General features: G+C 72.3%; 14 protein-coding genes, 1 tRNA gene and 2 pseudogenes. 9 read left to right on the top strand and 8 right to left on the bottom strand.

What is annotated here, in order from left to right:
• The first annotated feature begins 9 nt into the window (after positions 1 to 9).
• Positions 10 to 1,170, top strand: a complete 1,161-nt coding sequence (locus Dsi01nite_RS25180; protein ID WP_203848718.1) for an acyl-CoA dehydrogenase family protein — start codon at positions 10 to 12, stop codon at positions 1,168 to 1,170.
• Here Dsi01nite_RS25180 and Dsi01nite_RS25175 read toward each other — a convergent pair.
• From Dsi01nite_RS25175 to sp36, 5 genes are all read right to left on the bottom strand, one after another.
• Positions 1,124 to 2,728, bottom strand: coding sequence for a serine/threonine-protein kinase (locus tag Dsi01nite_RS25175; RefSeq protein WP_308442097.1), 1,605 nt, complete (start codon positions 2,726 to 2,728; stop codon positions 1,124 to 1,126). The two genes, Dsi01nite_RS25180 and Dsi01nite_RS25175, sit on opposite strands and share 47 nt — an antisense overlap.
• A gap of 36 nt (positions 2,729 to 2,764) precedes the next feature.
• Entirely contained in the window at positions 2,765 to 6,331 is a 3,567-nt protein-coding gene (locus Dsi01nite_RS25170; protein WP_203848717.1) for an adenylate/guanylate cyclase domain-containing protein, read from the bottom strand.
• The gene (locus Dsi01nite_RS25165; protein WP_239136152.1) at positions 6,328 to 7,113 is read right to left on the bottom strand and encodes an MBL fold metallo-hydrolase; all 786 of its coding nucleotides are present in this window, start codon (positions 7,111 to 7,113) and stop codon (positions 6,328 to 6,330) included. Before Dsi01nite_RS25165 ends, Dsi01nite_RS25170 begins: the two co-directional genes overlap by 4 nt.
• A gap of 104 nt (positions 7,114 to 7,217) precedes the next feature.
• Positions 7,218 to 7,679 (bottom strand): RidA family protein, encoded by a 462-nt coding sequence (locus tag Dsi01nite_RS25160; protein ID WP_203848716.1) that lies wholly within the window; start codon positions 7,677 to 7,679, stop codon positions 7,218 to 7,220.
• 1 nt (position 7,680) lies between these two features.
• On the bottom strand, positions 7,681 to 7,839 hold the full coding sequence (gene sp36 / locus Dsi01nite_RS25155) for a Sp36 family protein (protein WP_203848715.1): 159 nt from the start codon (positions 7,837 to 7,839) through the stop codon (positions 7,681 to 7,683).
• A 146-nt stretch (positions 7,840 to 7,985) separates the two neighbouring features.
• On the opposite strand from sp36, the gene Dsi01nite_RS25150 reads away from it, so the two are divergent.
• Genes Dsi01nite_RS25150 through bagB form a run of 3 tightly spaced genes read left to right on the top strand, consistent with a single transcriptional unit; the run spans position 7,986 to position 11,153 of the window.
• A complete protein-coding gene (locus Dsi01nite_RS25150) occupies positions 7,986 to 8,996 on the top strand; it encodes an Rv0361 family membrane protein (protein WP_203848714.1) in 1,011 nt (336 codons plus the stop codon).
• Positions 8,997 to 9,025: 29 nt separating this feature from the next.
• A complete protein-coding gene (gene bagA, locus Dsi01nite_RS25145) occupies positions 9,026 to 10,003 on the top strand; it encodes an ATPase BagA (protein WP_203848713.1) in 978 nt (325 codons plus the stop codon).
• 28 nt (positions 10,004 to 10,031) lie between these two features.
• A complete protein-coding gene (gene bagB, locus Dsi01nite_RS25140) occupies positions 10,032 to 11,153 on the top strand; it encodes an ArsA family ATPase (protein WP_203848712.1) in 1,122 nt (373 codons plus the stop codon).
• A 31-nt stretch (positions 11,154 to 11,184) separates the two neighbouring features.
• Here bagB and Dsi01nite_RS25135 read toward each other — a convergent pair whose 3' ends face one another.
• Entirely contained in the window at positions 11,185 to 11,493 is a 309-nt protein-coding gene (locus tag Dsi01nite_RS25135) for a WhiB family transcriptional regulator (RefSeq protein ID WP_203848711.1), read from the bottom strand.
• Positions 11,494 to 11,924: 431 nt separating this feature from the next.
• Between Dsi01nite_RS25135 and Dsi01nite_RS25130 the strand changes: the two genes are divergently transcribed.
• A complete protein-coding gene (locus Dsi01nite_RS25130) occupies positions 11,925 to 14,366 on the top strand; it encodes a transglycosylase domain-containing protein (protein WP_203848710.1) in 2,442 nt (813 codons plus the stop codon).
• Positions 14,367 to 14,434: 68 nt separating this feature from the next.
• Here the strand turns inward: Dsi01nite_RS25130 and Dsi01nite_RS25125 are convergent, their stop codons facing one another.
• Entirely contained in the window at positions 14,435 to 14,887 is a 453-nt protein-coding gene (locus Dsi01nite_RS25125; protein ID WP_203848709.1) for a GatB/YqeY domain-containing protein, read from the bottom strand.
• 120 nt (positions 14,888 to 15,007) lie between these two features.
• Between Dsi01nite_RS25125 and Dsi01nite_RS25120 the strand changes: the two genes are divergently transcribed.
• The 3 genes from Dsi01nite_RS25120 to Dsi01nite_RS25110 all read left to right on the top strand — a co-directional run bounded on the left by Dsi01nite_RS25120 (position 15,008) and on the right by Dsi01nite_RS25110 (position 17,202).
• Positions 15,008 to 15,901 carry a metallophosphoesterase gene (locus tag Dsi01nite_RS25120; RefSeq protein WP_203848708.1) on the top strand — a complete coding sequence of 298 codons (894 nt, stop codon included), beginning with the start codon at positions 15,008 to 15,010 and terminating at the stop codon, positions 15,899 to 15,901.
• Complete coding sequence (locus tag Dsi01nite_RS58410) at positions 15,898 to 17,067, top strand: alpha/beta hydrolase family protein (RefSeq protein ID WP_203848707.1); 1,170 nt, start codon at positions 15,898 to 15,900, stop codon at positions 17,065 to 17,067. Before Dsi01nite_RS25120 ends, Dsi01nite_RS58410 begins: the two co-directional genes overlap by 4 nt.
• Positions 17,068 to 17,128: 61 nt before the next feature.
• Positions 17,129 to 17,202, top strand: a tRNA-Pro gene (locus tag Dsi01nite_RS25110).
• Between the two features lie 121 nt (positions 17,203 to 17,323).
• Here the strand turns inward: Dsi01nite_RS25110 and Dsi01nite_RS58735 are convergent.
• Positions 17,324 to 17,590: pseudogene (locus Dsi01nite_RS58735) on the bottom strand (replication initiator); the annotation flags it as partial.
• 603 nt (positions 17,591 to 18,193) lie between these two features.
• Between Dsi01nite_RS58735 and Dsi01nite_RS59195 the strand changes: the two are divergent.
• Positions 18,194 to 18,874 (top strand): annotated as a pseudogene (locus Dsi01nite_RS59195) (proprotein convertase P-domain-containing protein); the annotation flags it as partial.
• Positions 18,875 to 18,962 lie beyond the last annotated feature (88 nt).

Here is an 18,962-nt window from a genome sequence, read left to right as displayed (position 1 = left end):
CCACCCCTCATGGACTTCGACTACACATCGGAACAACAGGACCTCCGCGACGCGGTGGCGAAGCTCGGCAAGCGCTACGGGCACGAGTACTTCGTGCGCAAGGCCAAGGCCGGCGAGCACTCCGACGAGCTGTGGGACGAGGCGGCCAGGCTCGGCTACCTCGGCGTCAGCGTGCCCGAGGAGTTCGGCGGCGGCGGTGGCGGCATCACCGAGCTCGCGATCGTCTGCGAGGAGCTGGCCGCGGCCGGCGCGCCGCTGCTGCTGCTCGTCGTGTCGCCCGCGATCGCGGCGACGATCGTCAGCCGGCACGGCACGGCGGCGCAGCGGGCCCGCTGGCTGCCCGGCTTCGCCGACGGCACGCGGAAGGTCTGCTTCGCCATCACCGAGCCCGACGCCGGCTCCAACTTCCACAAACTGTCCACAGTGGCCCGCCGGGACGGCGACGACTACGTCATCACCGGGCGCAAGGTGTACATCTCCGGCGTCGACGAGTGCTCGCAGGTCGTCGTGGTGGCCCGGATGGCCGACGAGCGCACCGGCAAGCTGAAGCCGGCGCTGTTCATGGTCCCCACCGACGCGCCCGGGCTGACACTGTCCAAACTGGACATGGAGATCGTGTCGCCGGAGAACCAGTTCCTGCTGTTCTTCGACGAGGTGCGCGTCCCGGCCGCCGACCTGATCGGCGAGGATCCGGAGGCGGGCCTGCCGGCGCTGTTCTCCGGCCTGAACCCGGAGCGGATCACGGTCGCCGCGATGGCGTGCGGGACCGCCCGGTATGCCCTGGAACGGGCCTCGACCTACACCGCGACCCGCTCCGTGTGGGGCCGGCCGATCGGCAGCCACCAGGGCGTCGCGCACCCCATGGCGCACGCGCACATCCAGGTGGAGCTGGCCCGGCTGATGGTGGCGAAGGCGGCGGCGCTCTACGACGCCGGCCGGGACCTGGAGGCCGGCGTCAACGCGAACATGGCGAAGTACGCGTCGGCGGAGGCGTCGGCGCTCGCCGTGGACACCGCCATCCAGGCGCACGGCGGCAACGGCATGACCACCGAGTACGGCGTGGCGACGCTGCTCGGCGCCACCCGGGCCGGCCGCATCGCGCCGGTCTCGCGCGAGATGATCCTCAACTTCGTCGCCCAGCACCTGATGGGGCAGGAGAAGTCCTACTGACGCGCAGCTGCTGGCCGGTGAACGTGCTCGGCGGGTTGCCGGCCAGGCAGCGGAAGACCGTGGGACCGGCCTGTTGATCGGCCGGTGTCGGCAGGAGGACGTCGACCTTCAGGTTCGCCGCCCGCAGGTCCACCAACAGCAGCGTCTTGAGACTGCACACCTCGTCGACCGGGCTGTCCCTGGCGGTCTTCACCTGGCTGCCCTTGGCCAGGTCGCCGTAGGCGAACTCCTCCCAGGTGTGCGCACCGGCGCACGGGACCGCCCGCTTGTCCGCGTCGAAGCACTCCACCGTCGGCGAGCAGCGGGCCAGCTTCGTCACGGCCGGCGGGCACGCGACCGCACCGGCGGCCTGGCTCTGCGCGGAGGTCGGCGGGGCCGACGGGCTCCTGGTCGGATCGGGGCCGGCTCCGGCGTTGAGGTTGTACGCGATGCCGGCGCCCACGAGCGCGACGACGAGCAGTGCCACGGCGGCGACGATGAGCAGGAACTTGCGGGCGCCCGGCGGGCGCTGCGGCGTGTCGAGGATCACGCCGTCCGCGGGCGGACCGACCGGCGGCGGGCCACCACCCAGCCACGGCGCCTCCACCGCGTGCTGGACGGTCTGTTCGGCGTCCTGCTCCTCGCCGGCCATGAACGGCGAGCCGAGAATACGGTCCGGCGGGGGCGGAGGCGGCGGCGCTTTCGAGGTGTACACCGGTTCGACCGGCGGCGAGCCGAGCGGCGGCACGACCACCTGGGGCACCGGCTCCAGCCGCAGGCCGATCAGCAGGTCGCGCAGCTCGATCGCGCTCGGCCGGTCGGCCTCCTCGTTGGCCATGCCGGCCCGCAGGACCGCCATCAGGTTCTCGGGGCAGCCGGGCAGGTCGGGGACCTGCTCGTTGAACATGTCGACCAGCGACAGCAGGCTCGGCGCCTGGTCGTCCCGCCAGCGCGGCGGGCGGCCCCGCATGAGCGCATACAGCGTGGCGCACAACGCGTACACGTCCGCGGCGGCCGCCGGCGGTGACTGCCGGAACGTCTCGGGCGGCGCGTAGGCCGGGGTGAGCGTGTCGAGCGTCATGGACTCGTCCCGCCATTCGGCGAGGATGGCCAGGCCGAAGTCGGCGAGGGCCGGCTCACCGAACCGGCTGAACAGGATGTTGGCCGGTTTGACGTCGCGGTGCAGCACCCCGAGCGCGTGGGCGTCGGCGAGCGCGTCGGCGATCTTGAAGCCGACGTCGCGGGCCTCGGCCGCGGTGAGCGGCGTGTCCTTCATGCGCTCCGCGTAGGACCCGTCGCAGAGTTCCATGATCAGGTACGGGTGGCCGAGCTCGGTCACGCCGGCGTCGAACAGGTCGACCACGTGCGGGTGGCTGGACATCCGTCCGGCGGCGCGGGCCTCGCGCAGGAACCGGCGGCGGTCCCGGTCGGTCTCCAGGGTGCGGTTCTCCACCTTGACCGCGACCTCACGGCCGACCGATTCCTGGGTCGCCCGGTAGACGGTCGCGTACCCACCGCGCGCAAAGACGGACAACCCGGTCATCCCGGGCACCGTCGGCAAGGGGGCGGCTGCGGTCACGGCTAGAACGGTACGACAGCGACCGGATATTCGCCGTCACGCATCGGCCACAACGCCCGCCGTCGTCAGTGCCGCGGTGACGACCGCGGCCTCGTCGCACTGGCCGTTGGCCTCGAGGGCCTCGGCGAGGATCCGCGCCGCGTAGATCCGGCTGCGGACGTCCTCCCCGGCGAGGGTCTGCGCCTGCCGGGCCCAGTCGAGCGCCTCGACCTGCCGCCCGGCGGCGAGCAGCGCGCCGGCGTAGGAGGCGACCGCGTGCCGGCGGGAGAACATCACCGACGGGCCGGGCCGCTCCGCGGCCACGCAGCCGAGCACCTCCAGGGCCGCCGCCAGGTCCCCTTGCGCCTGGCGGGCCAGGCCGAACAGGACCCGCGGCGCGACCTTCGCCGCCTCCAGGACGTCGTGGGTCTCCACGACCTGGAGCACCGCACGGGCGTCGTCCTCGGCCGCCACGGCGTCACCGCGGTCCAGGCTGACGAACCCGCGCATGGTCCGGGACATGCCGATCAGCAGCGGGTGGCCGGTCTTCTCGCCGTACTCGGTGGCGTCGGTGAGCAGGTCGTAGGCGTGTGCGGGCTCGGCCAGCTCCCGCGCGACCACCCCGCGGACCACCAGCGCCAGCCCGCGGCCCCAGTCGTCACCGGCGGCGGCGAAGTCCCGGTAGGCCCGGCGCGCCTCCCGGTCCGCGTCGGCCAGGTCGCCGCTCTCCGCGGCCGCGAAGGCCTCGACCGCGCGCAGCGTGCCGACCGCCCACGCGTCGCCGACCCGCTCGCCGAACGGCAGGAACGCCTTGGCGAGGCGCCGGGCCTCGCCGAGCCGCCCGGCGAGCAGGCGCACGAAGGCGGTGGTGCCGCGCAGCCAGGCCCGGCCGACGGGGTCGCCGAGCTCGGCGAAGCGGCGGGCGGCCCGGCCGAGGGCCGCGTCGGCGCCGGCGAAGTCGCCGCGGGTCGTGGTGACCCAGGCCAGGTGCTGCAACGACCACGCCTGCGCGCGCCGGTCGCCGGCGCTGACCGCGATCTGGAAGGACTCGGCGAAGCGCCCGCCGGCCTCGGCGAGGCGCCCTTCGAGGAAGTCGGCCATGCCGAGCCGGCGCATGGCGTCGCCGCGCTCGTAGGTGAGGCGGGCCTCGGTCGCGGCGTCGAGGGCGTCGTTCAGCGTCTGGTAGCTGCGGCGCTGGTCACCGGTGGCGCGATAGGCGCGGCCGGCGACGAGGAGCGCGCCGACCCGCACCGCCGGGTCGTCGGGGGTGTTGGCCGTCACCTTCTCGGCGTTGGCGAGGGCCTCCGGCACCCGGCCGAGCTGTAGCAGCGCCCGCGCGTGGACGAGCCGGTCGCCGGGCGGCACGACACCGCCGCCGAGCACCGCGGCCCGTTCGGCGGCCTGCGCGGCCTGGGCGGGCTCGCCGGTCGCGAGGGCCTCGCGGGCGGCCCGGCCGAGCGCCTGCACGCCGAGCGGCGCGGCGGAGCGGGCCAGGGAGTCGGGGCGCAGCCCGACGACGTCGGCGAGCCGCGAGGCCCGTTCGGCGTGCTCGGCGATGAACGCGTCGGCGGCACCGGCGGTCATGTTGAGGCCGGTGACGGTGCCGGCCACGTTGCCGGCGCTCTGGTGGGCGGCCATCGCCGCGGCCGCCCAGCGGGACAGCGCCGCGTGCCGTTCGGCGAGGTCGGCCTTGCCGATGCCGGCATAGGCGGCCTCGCGCAGCAGCGGCGTGGCGAACGCGAACCCGCCCCTGGCGCGCCGCAGCATGCGCCGCTGGAGCAGCTCCTCGACGGCGCGCTCGAGCTCGACCGCGGCGACGACGGCGGGCCGGGCTGGCTGCCCGGGCGGGTTGAACCGCAGCGCCTCCAGGGCCCGGCCGGGCACGGTGTCGCCGATGACGGCCGCGTCGCGCAGCACGGCCCTGGTGTCGGCGGGCAGCGCGTCGATGCGGGCGGCGAGGACGGCGGCGAGGTCGCGGGACAGCAGCCGCCCGCCGAGGGACCCCGGGGTGAGCCGCCAGCCGGTCGGGTCGCTGCCGGGCACGGTGCTCAGCGCGCCGCGCTCCTGCAGCAGCGTGACCAGCTCGGCGAGATAGAACGGGTTGCCCTGGGCGGTGGCCAGGAGCCGGTCCTCGTCGGGCGCGGCGAGCCGCCCGCCGCCGAGATACGCGGTGAGCAGCCGGGCCGCGTCGGCGCCGCGCAGCGGCGGGATCGGCACCAGCTCGGCGTCGGGGACGCGGGTGAGGACACCCGCGGAGCGGACCAGCTCGGGCCGGCCGAGCAGCACGATGAGGACCGGGCCGGTGATCCGCTCGATGGCGGCGCCGAGCGCGTCGACGGTCTCGGCGGTGGCGTCGTGCAGGTCGTCGACGATGACGACCAGGGGCGTCTCGGCGGCCATGCCGGACAGCAGCTCCGCGACCGCGTTGGGCACGGCGTGCAGGTCGAGCTCGTCGGCCTTGGCACCGGGCGCGACCCAGGACGCCTCGGCGAACGAGCCGGAGTAGCCGATCAGGCTCAGCAGCAGGTCGGTGGCGAAACGGGGCGGCTCGGGCCGACCCCGGGCGGCGCGGGCCAGCCGCTGGGCCAGGCGGCGCAGCCGCTCCTCGACCGCCTCACGGGTGAGGTTGGTGGCGTCCGGTGGCAGGCCGATCGCGGCCCGGACCAGGTCGGCGAGGGGGGCCAGCCGGCGGCGTTCGCCGAACGCGGCGCAGTGCACCGAGAGCACCCGGGCCCCACCGCCGGAGGCGAACCCGGCGCTGGGCGTGTAGCCGGCGCTGCCGAGGTAACCGGCGGCGAAGCGCTCGATCTCGCCGGCCAGCCGGGACTTGCCCAGCCCGGCCTCGCCGGTGAAGACCAGGACCCGGGTCTCCTGCCGGTCGGCGATCTCGGCGAGCCGGCCGGAGACCCGGGCCAGCTCCGCCTCGCGGCCGACGAACGGGGCCTCGTCGCCGAGGCCGGAGCGGGTGCCGGGGGCGTCCAGGAGGCCGAGCAGCTCGAACGCCTCGACCGGCTCCCGCTTGCCCTTGAGCCGCAGCGGCCGCAGCGCGCGCCAGGAGGCGAGTCGCCGGGTCGTGGCGGAGGTGCGGTCACCCGCGTAGACGGCGCCGATCGCGGCGGCGTCGGCGAGGCGGGCGGCGGTGTTCACGGTGTCGCCGATGACCGTGTATTCGATGCCGGCCTGGACGCCCGCGACGACCGTGCCGGTGTTGAGCCCGATGCGCAGCCCGAGGGGGGCGCCGCCGCCGCGCTCGTCGTCGAGCACCCGGCGCACCGCCCGCTGCATGGACAGCGCCGCGCGGACGGCCCGCTCGGCGTCGTCCTCGTGCGCGACCGGGGCGCCGAAGACGGCCATGATGCCGTCGCCGGTGAGCTTGTCGACGTGACCGCCGAAGGTCTTGACCGCGCCGGCGAGCGCGGCGAGCACCCGGTCGGTGACGGCACCGACCCGCTCGGGGTCGAGGTCCTCCGACCAGGCGGTGAAGTCGGACAGGTCGCCGAAGAGCACCGTCACGATCCGCCGCTCGGCGGCCGGGAGGGTGGCGGCAGCCGGCAGCGCCGAGCCGCAATGGTGGCAGAACCGCGCACCGGGAACGGCCACGGTCCCACACACCGAACACGTCACGTTGCGTCCAACCCTGGGTGGGGTGGTTGTGATTCCCGCCTCAGGTAGGCAAGTTGCGCGCGCACCGACCACTCGGCGGCGGCCCACAGGCTCCGGTCGACGTCGGCGTAGACCCGGGCGACCACCTCGGCGGGCGCTTCGGCGCCCGCGGCCAGGGCCTCCCGGACCTGCCGCAGGCGCGCCAGGCGGTGCTGGTGGTAGAAGCGGGCGGCCACGGCGGTGTCCGTGAGCGCCGGGCCGTGACCGGGCAGGGCGGGCACGCCCTCGAAGCCGGCGAGCCGGTCCAGGCTGTGCAGGTAGTCGCCGAGGTCGCCGTCGGGCCAGGCGACGATCGTGGTGCCGCGACCGAGGATGGTGTCGCCGGTCAGGATCAGCCGCTGGTCGCCGTGCCGGGCGGCGAAACACACGGAGTCGGCGGTGTGACCGGGCGTGATGACCGGTTCGATCAGCACCCCGTCCACGTCGAGCGTCGTGTGTACGGGTGGCAGGTGCACCGGCGCGCCCGTGAGCTCGGCGAGCCGGGGCACACCTTCGGTGTGGTCCTCGTGGCCGTGCGTGAGGATGATCGCCGCGATCGGTGCGTGCCCGGCGACCGCCCGCAGGTGGCCTTCGTCCAGCGGGCCCGGGTCGACGACGACACAGCCGCCACCCGGCGCCCGCAGGAGCCAGGTGTTGGTGCCGTCGAGCGTCATCGGGCCCGGGTTGGGCGCGCGGACCAACGTCACCCAGTCGGGCAACGACGTGAGGACCTCGGCGGTCGGGGCGGTGACGTGGCTTACCACGAAGAGATCGTACGGCGGGCCGCTTCGCTCGACACGTCACCCGACCGGCCAGGGGGGTGCGCCGGAACCCGCTTCATCCGCACCGGTCGGGCAATCGCACCGTCTCAGGCGACCTCGAAGATCGCCTCGACCTCGACCGGGGTGTTCAGCGGCAGGACGGAGACGCCGACGGCGCTGCGGGCGTGCTTGCCGGCCTCGCCGAAGACCTCACCGAAGAGCTCGCTGGCACCGTTGACGACGCCCGGCTGGCCGGTGAAGCCCGGCGCCGACGCGACGAATCCGACGATCTTGACCACCTGCACGACCTTGTCCAGGCCGACCAGGGCGTGCACGGCGCCGAGGGCGTTGAGCCCGGCCTGCCGGGCGAGGTCCTTGGCCTGCTCCGCGGTGACGTCCGCGCCGACCAGGCCCGCGGCGGGCAGCTTGCCGTCGATCATCGGCAGCTGGCCGGAGACATACACGTGGTTACCGGTCCGCAGGGCCGGCACGTAGGCGGCCACCGGCGGCACGACCGGAGGGATCGTCAGCCCGAGCTCCTCCAGCCGGGCGAACACCTCACTACCCATGTCAGCCCGCCTTCGGCCGCTTGAAGTAGGCGACGAGGTTCTCCGGGTTGAGGCCGGGCACGATCGCCACCAGCTCCCAGCCGTCGTCGCCGAAGTTGTCCAGGATCAGCTTCGTGTTGTGGACCAGCAGCGGTGCGGTCAGGTACTCCCATTTCTGCATGACGCGAGACTATCGGTCGCCCGGTGCACACCGGCCCGATCGGGTCCCCCAATGCATGCGTGCTGCGGCTACCCTGAGGGCCGCGCCGCACGGGTCCCGGACGCCGGACCGCCGGCGGACCCGGCCGTCGCACACGAGGTGGAGACATGACACAACCGCCCCAGTACCCTGGGCAGCCCGAGTACCAGGGCCAGCCAGGTGACCCTTACGCCGCGCCGGGACAGCCACCGCAGGCGCCTCCGGGGCAGGGCTGGCCGCCCGCGCCGGCGGTGCAGGACCCGTTCGCGCCGCCCACCTCGGCCCCGCCGACGTCCGGCCAGCCGTATGAGGTGCCGGTCCAGCCGCCGTTCCCGCAGCAGGCCGGATATCCCCAGCAGCAGCCGCAGCCCGACCCGACGCAGTACGGGCAGCAGCCGCAGTACGGGCAGCCCGACCCCAACCAGTACCCGCAGCAGGGCTACCCGCAGCAGTACCCGCCGACCGGTGCGTTCCCGACCGGGCCGCAGCCGACCGGGCAGTTCCCGACCGGGCCGCTGCAGCAGCAGCCGACCAGCGGGTTCCCCGGCCAGCCGACCAGCGGCTTCCCGGGCCAGCCGACCAGCGGGTTCCCGGGTCAGCCGACGAGTGGTTTCCCGGGTCAGCCGACCACCGGGTTCCCGGCCGACCCGTATGCGGCCGGCTACCAGCCCGGCTACCAGCAGCCGCAGCCGCCGAAGAAGCGCGGCCTGATGATCACGCTGATCGTCCTCGCGGTGGTGCTGGTGCTGTGCGGCGGTGGCGGCGCCGCGGCGTGGTTCGTCACACAGAACAACCAGGGCAAGGGGCAGCCCACCGCGCTCGAGGCGGTCAACGGCTTCCTCAAGGCCGTCTACAAGGACAAGAACACCACCGAGGCGCTCAAGTACGTGTGCGCCAGCTCGCGGAACAAGGACAAGCTGGCGGCCCGGGTCGAGGAGATCAAGAAGTACGACTCCGGCCTGAGCAGCCCGACCTACACCTGGCCGACGCCGGCGGAGGAGAAGAAGGACACCTCCTCCTCGACGTTCCTCGTGCAGATCAAGGTCGCCACGAGTGACGAGAAGGTCGCGGAGACGAAGTACAAGTTCCTCGCGACGAAGGACAACGGCTGGTGGGTGTGCGAGATCACTGCCGCGTAGTCATGGACGACGCCCTGTAGCGTCGAGGGGTGACAACGCGCGAGTCTCAGGACGGGCGGACCGGCTACGGCTGGCCCGCCCGTCTTCATGTGGTCACGGGCAAGGGCGGCACCGGCAAGACCACGGTCGCCGGGGCCCTCGCGCTGGCGCTGGCCCGCGACGGCCGGCGCACGCTGCTCATCGAGGTCGAGGCCCGCCAGGGCATCGCGCAGCTGTTCGACCGCGACCCGCTGCCCTACCAGGAGCTGCGGATCGCGACGGCGAGCGGCGGCGGCGAGGTCCGCGCGCTCGCTGTCGACGCCGAAGAGGCGCTGCTGGAATACCTGGAGATGTTCTACCGGCTCGGCGTGGCCGGCCGGGCGCTGCGCAAGGTCGGTGCGGTCGACTTCGCCACGACGGTCGCGCCCGGGCTGCGCGACGTGCTGCTCACCGGCAAGATCAAGGAGGCGGTGACGCGCACCGTCGACGGCCGCCGGGTCTACGACGCGGTCGTGCTCGACGCGCCGCCGACCGGACGGATCGGCCGGTTCCTCAACGTCACGGCCGAGACCGCCCGCCTGGCGAAGGTCGGCCCGATCAAGACGCAGAGCGAGGGCGTGGCGGCGATCCTGCGCTCGCCGATGACCGCGGTGCACGTGGTCACCCTTCTGGAGGAAATGCCGGTCCAGGAGAGCGCCGACGCGATCGACGAGCTCACCAGGCTGGGCATCCCGATCGGCACGGTGATCGTCAACGCGACCCGGCCGCCGGTGCTGGCCGGCGCGAAGGTGACCCAGGCGGACCTGCGCCGCGGCCTGACCGCGGCGGGGCTCGCCGCCGACAAGGAGACCCTCGCGGGCCTGGCCGGCGAGGCGAAGGCATACCAGACCCGGGTCGCCGCGGAGGCGTCCCTGCGGGCCGACCTGCAGGGTCTCGGCCGGCCGGTGGTGGAGCTGCCGGTCCTGCCGGGCGGCGTCACCGCCCAGTCACTGGAGTCGCTCGGTGATCTGTTGCTCACCTCGGCTTGAGTGAGCACCGAGCGGATACGCTCGCTAGGTGGGGACTCCCAAGCTTGACGTCGACGCGATCCTCGCCGACCCGGCGATCCGCATCGTCGTCTGCTGCGGCTCCGGTGGGGTCGGCAAGACCACGACCGCGGCGGCCCTCGCGGTGCGCGCCGCCGAGCGGCACGGCCGGCGCACGGTCGTGCTCACCATCGACCCGGCCCGCCGGCTGGCGCAGGCACTGGGCCTGACCGAGCTGGACAACACGCCCCGGATGGTCAAGGGACTGCAGCCGGACTCCGCCGAGCTGCAGGCCATGATGCTGGACATGAAGCGGACCTTCGACGAGGTCGTGCTCGAGCACACCGACCCGAAGCGGGCCGAGGAGATCTTCGCCAACCCCTTCTACCAGGCCATGAGCTCGACGTTCTCCGGCACGCAGGAATACATGGCGATGGAGAAGCTCGGCCAGCTGCGGGCCCGCGAGGAGTGGGACCTGATCGTGGTCGACACGCCGCCCTCGCGCTCCGCGCTGGACTTCCTGGACGCGCCGGCCCGGCTGTCGCGCTTCCTCGACGGCAAGATGCTGCGGCTGCTGCTGGCCCCGGCCCGGGCCGGTGGGCGCAGCGTGTTCAACCTCGTGTCGGCCTCGTTCGGGCTGTTCAGCCGCACCGTCACGAAGATCCTCGGGGCGCAGCTGCTGACCGACCTGTCGGGTTTCGTCGGCGCCCTGGACTCGATGTTCGGCGGCTTCCGGGAGCGGGCCGAGCAGACCTACCGGGTGCTCCAGGCCCCGGAGACGGCGTTCCTGGTCGTGGCGGCCCCGGAGCCGGACGCGGTCCGCGAGGCGGTCTACTTCGCCGGCCGGCTCGCCGCCGACCGGATGCCCCTCGCGGGGCTGGTGCTCAACCGGGTCGTGGCGGTGCCGGCGGCGGGCCTGGCTGCCGACGACGCCCGGGCCGCGGCCGAGCGCCTCGACGAGCTGGGCGGGCATCCGGCGACCGCGGAGGTGCTCCGGGTCCACGCCGAGCTCGCCGACCAGCGGGACCGGCAGGCGGCAGTCTCCGGCCGGTTCCTGCGCGCCCATCCCGGTGTGCCGGTGGTGAAGATCCCGGCACAGCCCGCCGACGTCCATGACCTCGACGGGCTGCGCTCGATCGGGACCAGCTTCTAAGGTTGTTCTCGGTCCTCGTGCCGCCGGTGCCTCAGCCGGTCGGAACGAGTTCCTTGGTGGCGTCCTTGTCATTACGTTCCATGGCGGCTTCGAACATCTTGCGCCAGCTGGGCACCTGCGGGTGACGGCGCAGCAACGCACGGCGCTCGCGCTCGGTCATGCCGCCCCAGACTCCGAACTCGATCCGGTTGTCGAGGGCGTCTGCCAGGCATTCGTACCGCACGGGGCAGCTCCGGCAGACCCGCTTCGCCACGTTCTGCTCGGCACCCTGGACGAACAGAGCGTCCGGGTCGCCATTGCGACACGCGGCGATGCTGGGCCAGTCGACGACCATGCTCATATTTCCTCTTCCCCCCTTGGACTCCCCCCGGGTCCATCCGCCGTGCTTGCCCCAGCGAATAGCACCCAAACCACGTCCCCCATGGCATTTGGATGCAGTTCGCCGGGCTACCCGGCGCGACGGCAGGGTCCCCGGCCACGGGAACCCCGAGAGGAGCTTTCCGGAACATCATGCTCTGTAGTCGTCCAGTTACGCAACGTTGTTGCACCAGGTTAACCGCCACTTTGGCGATCCACCAAAGGGTGGAGCGTGGTACCACAGCGTCACGACCGGGTGTGATTTGCCCAAAATGCCTGCACCCCCGTGATCCGTGTATCAGACTCGGCTACGGGTCAACCTCACGACCGGTGTCACGCGTCTAGGACAACGAGGGCGCCACCATCTGGACGCGGCCTCATGACGCCGTCCCGTAGTCTGAGGAAGTGACCTGGATGCGCAAACGCGAACACGGCCTGCTGCCCAACGCAGCATCGCTCCTGCTGTGTGGGCTGCTCGCGGGCTTGGTGGTCGCTGCCGCCGCATTCCCCGCGGTGGCCATGTCGGGCCTCGCCGCGAAGGCCGGCGCCGACACGTTCGAGAATCTGCCGACGGACATCGACGTGCTTCCGTCGCCGCAGATCAGTTATGTCTACGCATCCGACGGCAAGACGCTGCTGGCGATGATGTACGACGAGAACCGGCGCGACGTCCCGCTGACCGATGTCGCGGACGTCATGCGCAAGGCGATCGTCGCGGCGGAGGACAACCGCTTCTACGAGCACCGCGGTGTCGACGTGAAGGGTGTGGCCCGCGCGTTCGTGGCCAACCAGAACGCCGGCGGCCAGACCGAGCAGGGCGCCTCGACGCTGACGATGCAATACGTGCGCCAGGCGATCTCCTACTCGGCGAAGACGCCGCAGGACGTCGTGGACGCCACCGACAAGACGCCGACGCGCAAGCTGCGCGAGATGAAGTACGCGATCGACCTGGAGAAGAAGCTCAACAAGGACCAGATCCTGGAGCGGTATCTCAACATCGCCGCGTACGGGCACGGCGCATACGGCATCTTCGCCGCGTCGCACGTCTACTTCGACAAGGACCCGAAGGACCTGACGCTGCCCGAGGCCGCGCTCATCGCCGGCCTGGTGAAGGCGCCCGGCACGAGCGACCCGGCGACCGCCGAGGGCCTCCCCCGCGCCCTGGACCGGCAGAAGTACGTGCTGAACCAGATGGTCGCGATGGGCTACGCCAGCCAGGCGGCGGCCGACGAGGCAGCCAAGACGAAGCTGAACATCATCGGCAAGCGAACCCCCGAGGGCTGCGAGTCGATCCAGAAGGTCGAGCTGGGCGCCGGCTTCTACTGCGACTACCTGCGCCGCTGGTGGATGGACCAGAAGATCTTCGGCGAGGACCAGTACCAGCGCGCCAACCGGCTCCGCGCCGGCGGTTACACGGTGATCTCCTCGCTCGACGTCAACACCCAGACCGCCGCCGCCAAGTACGCCCAGGACCAGCCCAACGTCGGCAAGGGCGAGAAGATCAAGCTCGGCAACCAGAACGCGGTGATGCTGGCCGCGGTCGAGCCGGGCACCGGCCGGGTCACCGCGATCGCCACCAACCGCACGTTCAGCAATGACAACAGTAAGAACGGGGCGAACACCAACCCCGACAAGAAGGGGCAGAAGGGCAACTGGCCGAACACCACGGTGCCGATCATCACCGGTGACAAGGACATCCCCGGTTATCAGGCCGGGTCGACGTTCAAGATGTTCACCGCGGTGGCGGCGCTGGAGGCGGGCCTGCCCCTCGCGACGACGATCAACACCGAGAAGCAGTTCCAGTCGACCTTCAGGATCGAGCCCGGCAGCCCGGCGTCCTGCAACGGCCCCTGGTACTGCCCGAAGAACGCCGGCGGCCAGTCCGGTCCCTACAACATGTGGACCGCCTTCGGCAGCTCGATCAACACGTTCTTCGTGCCGCTGGAGCAGCAGGTCGGCGCCGACAAGGTCGTCGACGTGGCGAAGCGGCTCGGCATCCAGTTCAACGCGAAGGGCGACGCCGACCTGGCCGCCAACCCGAAGGGCTGGGGCGCCTTCACCCTCGGCGTCAGCGCGACCACGCCGCTGCAGTTGGCCAACGCCTACGGCACCCTCGCCGCCGACGGCCTGTACTGCGAGCCGACCCCGATCGTCGAGGTCCGCGACAACAACGGCAAGAAGGTCGACGGGCTCGACCCGAAGTGCAAGCAGGTCGTCGACAAGGAGGTCGCGCGCGCGGCCGTCGACATGGCCCGCTGCCCGGTCGGCGACCAGTCCGCCAGCGGCAAGTGCGCCGGCGCGACCGCCCAGTACGCCCGCAAGTACGTCGGCCGCCCCCTCGCCGGCAAGTCCGGCACGACCGACTCGGAGAAGAGCGCCACGTTCGTCGCGATGACCAAGCAGCTCGCCGTCGGTGGCTTCCTCACCGACCCGGACTGGCCCGAGACGAACAAGGACATGAAGCACCCGCCGATCAACTACGCCACCCTGGGCACGCTCAAGGACGGCCTGGCGGGCAAGCCGGTGGTCCAGTTCACCGCGCCCACCAAGGACAAGTCGATGGGCAAGCTGGTGGAGATCCCCTCCGTCAAGTGCGCGCCGGTCGACCAGGCCCGCAGCAAGATCAGCCGGGCCGGGTTCAACGTGACGGTCTCCGGCACCCAGGTGGCCTCGGACTGCCCGGCAGGCACGGTCGCCCGGACCGAGCCGGGCGGTGCCACGGTCAAGGGCGGCCCGGTCGCGCTGATCATCAGCAAGGGCCAGGGCGCACCGGCGCCGCCGTACCTGGGCAATGACCCGGGCACCGGCGACGGCATCCGCGACGACACGGCCTGCCCGCTGCCCTGGGTCTGCTGACCCGCACCACACAACGAAAGCGGCCGCCCCGGATCATCCGGGGCGGCCGCTGTGGTCTCCGGCTCGGGTCAACCCTTCGCCAGCTGGGCGCGGACCTCGGCGGCCACCCGGCCCCCTTCGGCCCGTCCGGCGACGGCGGCCTGGGCGGCCTTCATCGCCTGCCCCATGCTCGCCATCCCGCTCAGGCCGGCCGCGGCGAGCGCGTCGCGGACGATGCCGGCGACCTCCTCGTCGGACAGCTGGGCCGGCAGGTAACCGGCGAGCACCTCCTCCTCGGCGCGCTCCTTCGCCGCCTGGGCCTCCCGCCCGGCGCCGGCGAACGCCTCGGCGGCCTCACGCCGCTTCTTCGCCTCCTTGGTGAGCACCGAGAGGATCTCCTCGTCGGACAGCTCGCGGGCGGCCTTGCCGGCGACCTCGGCGTTGCGCACCGCGGTGATCGCCATCCGCAGGGTCGAGGTCACCAACTCGTCACGGGCCTTCATCGCCTCGCGCAAGTCGGACTCCAGACGCTCCTTCAACATGAACGAAGCTTATCCGTGGGACTTTGGTCATATTCGGTTGTAGAAGGTGGGAAGGCTCGGGGTGGGAACCGCGGGCGCAGCCCGGGGAGCTGGAAACAGCCGTCCCGGTACGCTTTGCCCATGCGCTCGAAGACTGTCCGGCGACTCGCTGCCGGTACCGCCGCGGCCGGTGCTGCCGCGTTCGCCTACGCCTCGCTCGTCGAGCGCAACATGTTCACCCTGCGCAGGTTCGACGTGCCGGTGCTCGCCCCCGACGCCGAGCCGCTGCGGATCCTGCACCTCAGCGACTTCCATCTCACCCCGGGCCAGCACCGCAAGCAGCGCTGGATCGCCGAGCTGGCCGGCACCGACCCGGACCTCGTCGTCGTCACCGGCGACAACATGGCCCACGTGGACGCGGTGCCCGCGGTCGTGCGGGCGTTGACGCCGCTGCTGGACCGCCCCGGCGCCTTCGTGTTCGGCAGCAACGACTACCGCGGACCCGTGCTGAAGAACCCGTTCGGGTATTTCAACCGCGACAAGCCCTACGTGCAGGGTGCCGTCCTACCCACCGAGGAACTGCGCGACGTGCTCACCGGCTCCGGCTGGGCCGACCTCAACAACGCCCGCACCACGATCAAGGCCGGCGGCCGCACGGTCGAGCTGGTCGGCGTCGACGACCCACACGTCGGCCGCGACGACTACGACAGCGTCGCCGGCCCGGCCTCGCCCGACGTCGACGTGCGCATCGGCCTCACCCACTCCCCCGAGCCGCAGGTCCTGGACCGCATGGCCGACGACGGTTTCGACCTGCTGCTGGCCGGTCACACCCACGGCGGCCAGGTCGCGCTGCCGTTCTTCGGGGCCCTGGTCACCAACTGCGGCCTCGACCGGCGCATGGCCAAGGGGCTGCACCGCTGGCCGTTCTCGTCGGCGTTCCTGCACGTCTCCGCGGGCCTCGGCACCCACCCGACGGCGCCGGTCCGCTTCGCCTGCCCACCCGAGGCCTCGATCCTGACCCTCGTTCCGCGATGACCGCCGCGTCCGTTCCCGCGGCGACGGTACCGGCAGCAGCCGCCAGGAAGTGGCCGCGCCGGGCCGCGTACGCGGGCGTGGCCGGCGCCGCCGGGCTCGCCGTGCTGCTGCCGACCGGCACCGCTGGCGCCGGCTGGTTCCTCGCCGGTCAGGTCCTCAACGTCAACGCCATGCGGGCCTACCCGGTGCGGGTCCGCGCGTATGCCGGCAACCGGATCACCCTGACCCGCACCCCCGACACGGCCCGCTCGATGCCGCTGGCCTTCGTGTGGCCCTCGGGTCACGCCGTCCTCGGCCCCGTCATCGCCACGGACCGCACCACCGTGACCCGCGAGATCGCCGGCCTCACCCGCGGCACGCTGACGAGCGGGCTCAAGGGGTACACCACCGGGTATGTCTTCGAAGGTGACCCCCTGTCCGCCCGGGGCCTGCCCTTCCAGGAGGTGCTGGTCCCAGCCGAGCTCGGCGACTGCCCGGCGTGGCTCGTCCCGCCGACCAGCGGCCCCGCCGACGACACCTGGATCATCGCCGTCCACGGCCGGGGCGCCCCCCGCGGCGAGGCCCTGCGCATCCTGCCCACCCTCGCCGCGTCCGGTCACAACACCCTCGTCGTCACCTACCGCAACGACCCCGAGGCGTTCCCCAGCCCCGACGCCCGCTTCCACCTCGGCCACACCGAATGGCGCGACGTCCTGTCCGCCGTCGACTACGCCCGGGCCGCCGGCGCCCGCCAGGTCATCCTGTACGGCTGGTCCATGGGCGGCGCGGCCATCCTCAACCTCATGCGCTCCTGGGACCACGGCGGTTTCGTCGGCGGCATCGTCCTGGACTGCCCCGTCGTCGACTGGTCCGCCACCCTGCGGATGAACGCCCGCCAGCTCAACGTGCCGCCCCTGTGGACCTGGACCGCCCTCAAGCTGATCCAGCACCGCCTCGGCGTGCGCGCCGCGGACCTCGACTACCGCACCGTCGCCCTCGACGTGCCGACCCTGCTCTACGTCGACCACGACGACCGCACCGTCGCCCCGCAGCCGACCGTCGCCCTGGCCGCGACCTCCCCGTCCGTCCAGCTCGTCGAGACCCGCGAGGCTGGTCACTGCCGCAGCTGGAACCTCGACCCCGCCGCGTACGAGTCCACGGTGAGCACCTTCCTCAAGTCCCTCTGACGCCACAGGGGATACCGAGTTGGAGCGCTGCCGGGCGTGGGCTACGATTACTCGGCACGCTCGGGGTATAGCGCAGCTTGGTAGCGCGCTTCGTTCGGGACGAAGAGGCCGTCGGTTCAAATCCGGCTACCCCGACTTCGTGAGGGCCGGTTTCCTGGTAACGGGACACCGGCCCTCATCCGTTTCCTGGGGCCATCTGGGAGACAACCCCGTTCCCGGCCGATCACCGCCGCTCCCGAAGCAGGCTGTCGAGTTCGACCGCGGCGACCAGGTCGTGCGCGTCGATCCCGGCCGGCGGTGGAACGGTCGCGCCAGGGTCGTCGGGGTTGTCGGGGTCGACGCCGTCGAGGCGGATGATGGCGTGGAAGTGGATGACGCCCCGGCGTTGCATCTCGGCGGCCTTGCCCATGGCGAGCCGGACGGTCCTGGGGTCGATGTCGCGCCAGCGGGCGAGGCGACGGACGCACTTGCGGATCGTGCGCTCGCTGACCAGGACGGGAACGTTCACGGAACGCCGCGTCACTAGGGTCCCCCCGACAACTCATCCGAGGGGACGCCCGCCATGCACTACATCACCCGCCTGATCGCCACGCTCCGATACCCGTTACGTACGGTGGATTCCCGGCGCACTGACCTCCGCCGATCGCCGTTCTCCTTGACGAACCCGATGCCGCGGTCAGGAGCAACGACGGGGACGGCGCACGCAACCGCCCGGCGACGGCTCGGTGCCGGTCTGCTGGCGGTGATGGCAGCGATGTTCAGCGTGTTCGTCGTGGCGCCCACCGCTGCGTCGGCCGCCACGAACGACTTCAGCATCGCGCTCAGCCCGACGGCGAGCCAGGTGCAGGTCGGCAAGTCGGTCAGCTTCCTCATCTCGACGACCACCACCAGTGGCGCCGACCAGCCGGTGAACCTCGCCGTGAGCGGTCTCCCCACCAACGTCACCGGGCAGCTCGCCTACGTCAGGATCATCTCAGGCACCCAGTCGGCGCTCACCATCGTCGCCGCGTCGGGTGCCGTGGCCGGCATCTACCAGATCACCATCACGGCCACCGGGACCTCGGCGACCCACACGGCGGTGCACACGCTGACCGTCGGCGACCCGCCCGCCTGCGGCCTCGCGACCAACGGCACCGACGTGCAGGTCCCGAACCTGTCCACCGCGGAGAGCACCATCACCTTCACCGGCTGCTCGGGCAACGCCTCGGTCGCAAGCACCGTCGACGTGCACATCGTCCACACCTACAGCGGCGACCTGGTCGTCTCCCTGGTCGCCCCGGACGGCTCGGTCTACGTGCTCCGCAACCGCCAGGGCGGGAGTTCGGACAACGTCAACCAGACGTACCAGCCGAACCTGTCGAGCGAGTCCGTCAACGGCACCTGGCGCCTGCGGGTCCAGGACGCGGCGTCCGGGGACACCGGCTACATCGACGCGTGGACGCTCACCCTGAGCCCGCCCCCGAGCACCTGCACCGGCACCAACCCCACCGACGTGACCATCGTCGACCTGACCACGGTGGAGAGCGGGATCGCTCTGGCCGGCTGCGCGGGCAACGCCTCGGTCGCAAGCATCGTCGAGGTGCACATCGTCCACACCTACAGCGGCGACCTGGTCGTCTCCCTGGTCGCCCCGGACGGCTCGGTCTACGTGCTCCGCAACCGCCAGGGCGGGACTGCGGACAACATCGACCAGACGTTCACGATGAACCTGTCGAGCGAGTCCCGCAGCGGCACCTGGCGCCTGCGGGTCCAGGACGCGGCGACCGGGGACACCGGATTCATCAACACGTGGACGCTGACGGCCTGACCCGCCCGCGCTGATCAGCGGGCACCCTGTCCCCACGGGGTGCCCGCTGCGTCACGCATCGGCGGGCCGCATCGCGGACGGCTGGACC

This window comes from Dactylosporangium siamense (assembly GCF_016862795.1).
GTDB lineage: Bacteria > Actinomycetota > Actinomycetes > Mycobacteriales > Micromonosporaceae > Dactylosporangium > Dactylosporangium siamense.
The sequence above is the reverse complement of the archived record's forward strand: the minus strand, read 5'-3'. Positions and strand labels throughout refer to the sequence as shown.

Excerpts from the sequence above, each read along its gene's own strand:
- Dsi01nite_RS25160 (WP_203848716.1), bottom strand. The coding sequence starts at position 7,679 with ATGGGTAGTGAGGTGTTCGCCCGGCTGGAGGAGCTCGGGCTGACGATC.
- Dsi01nite_RS25135 (WP_203848711.1), bottom strand. The coding sequence starts at position 11,493 with ATGAGCATGGTCGTCGACTGGCCCAGCATCGCCGCGTGTCGCAATGGC.
- Dsi01nite_RS25130 (WP_203848710.1), top strand. The coding sequence starts at position 11,925 with ATGCGCAAACGCGAACACGGCCTGCTGCCCAACGCAGCATCGCTCCTG.
- Dsi01nite_RS25125 (WP_203848709.1), bottom strand. The coding sequence starts at position 14,887 with ATGTTGAAGGAGCGTCTGGAGTCCGACTTGCGCGAGGCGATGAAGGCC.
- Dsi01nite_RS25120 (WP_203848708.1), top strand. The coding sequence starts at position 15,008 with ATGCGCTCGAAGACTGTCCGGCGACTCGCTGCCGGTACCGCCGCGGCC.
- Dsi01nite_RS58410 (WP_203848707.1), top strand. The coding sequence starts at position 15,898 with ATGACCGCCGCGTCCGTTCCCGCGGCGACGGTACCGGCAGCAGCCGCC.
- Dsi01nite_RS25180 (WP_203848718.1), top strand. The coding sequence starts at position 10 with ATGGACTTCGACTACACATCGGAACAACAGGACCTCCGCGACGCGGTG.
- sp36 (WP_203848715.1), bottom strand. The coding sequence starts at position 7,839 with ATGCAGAAATGGGAGTACCTGACCGCACCGCTGCTGGTCCACAACACG.
- Dsi01nite_RS25150 (WP_203848714.1), top strand. The coding sequence starts at position 7,986 with ATGACACAACCGCCCCAGTACCCTGGGCAGCCCGAGTACCAGGGCCAG.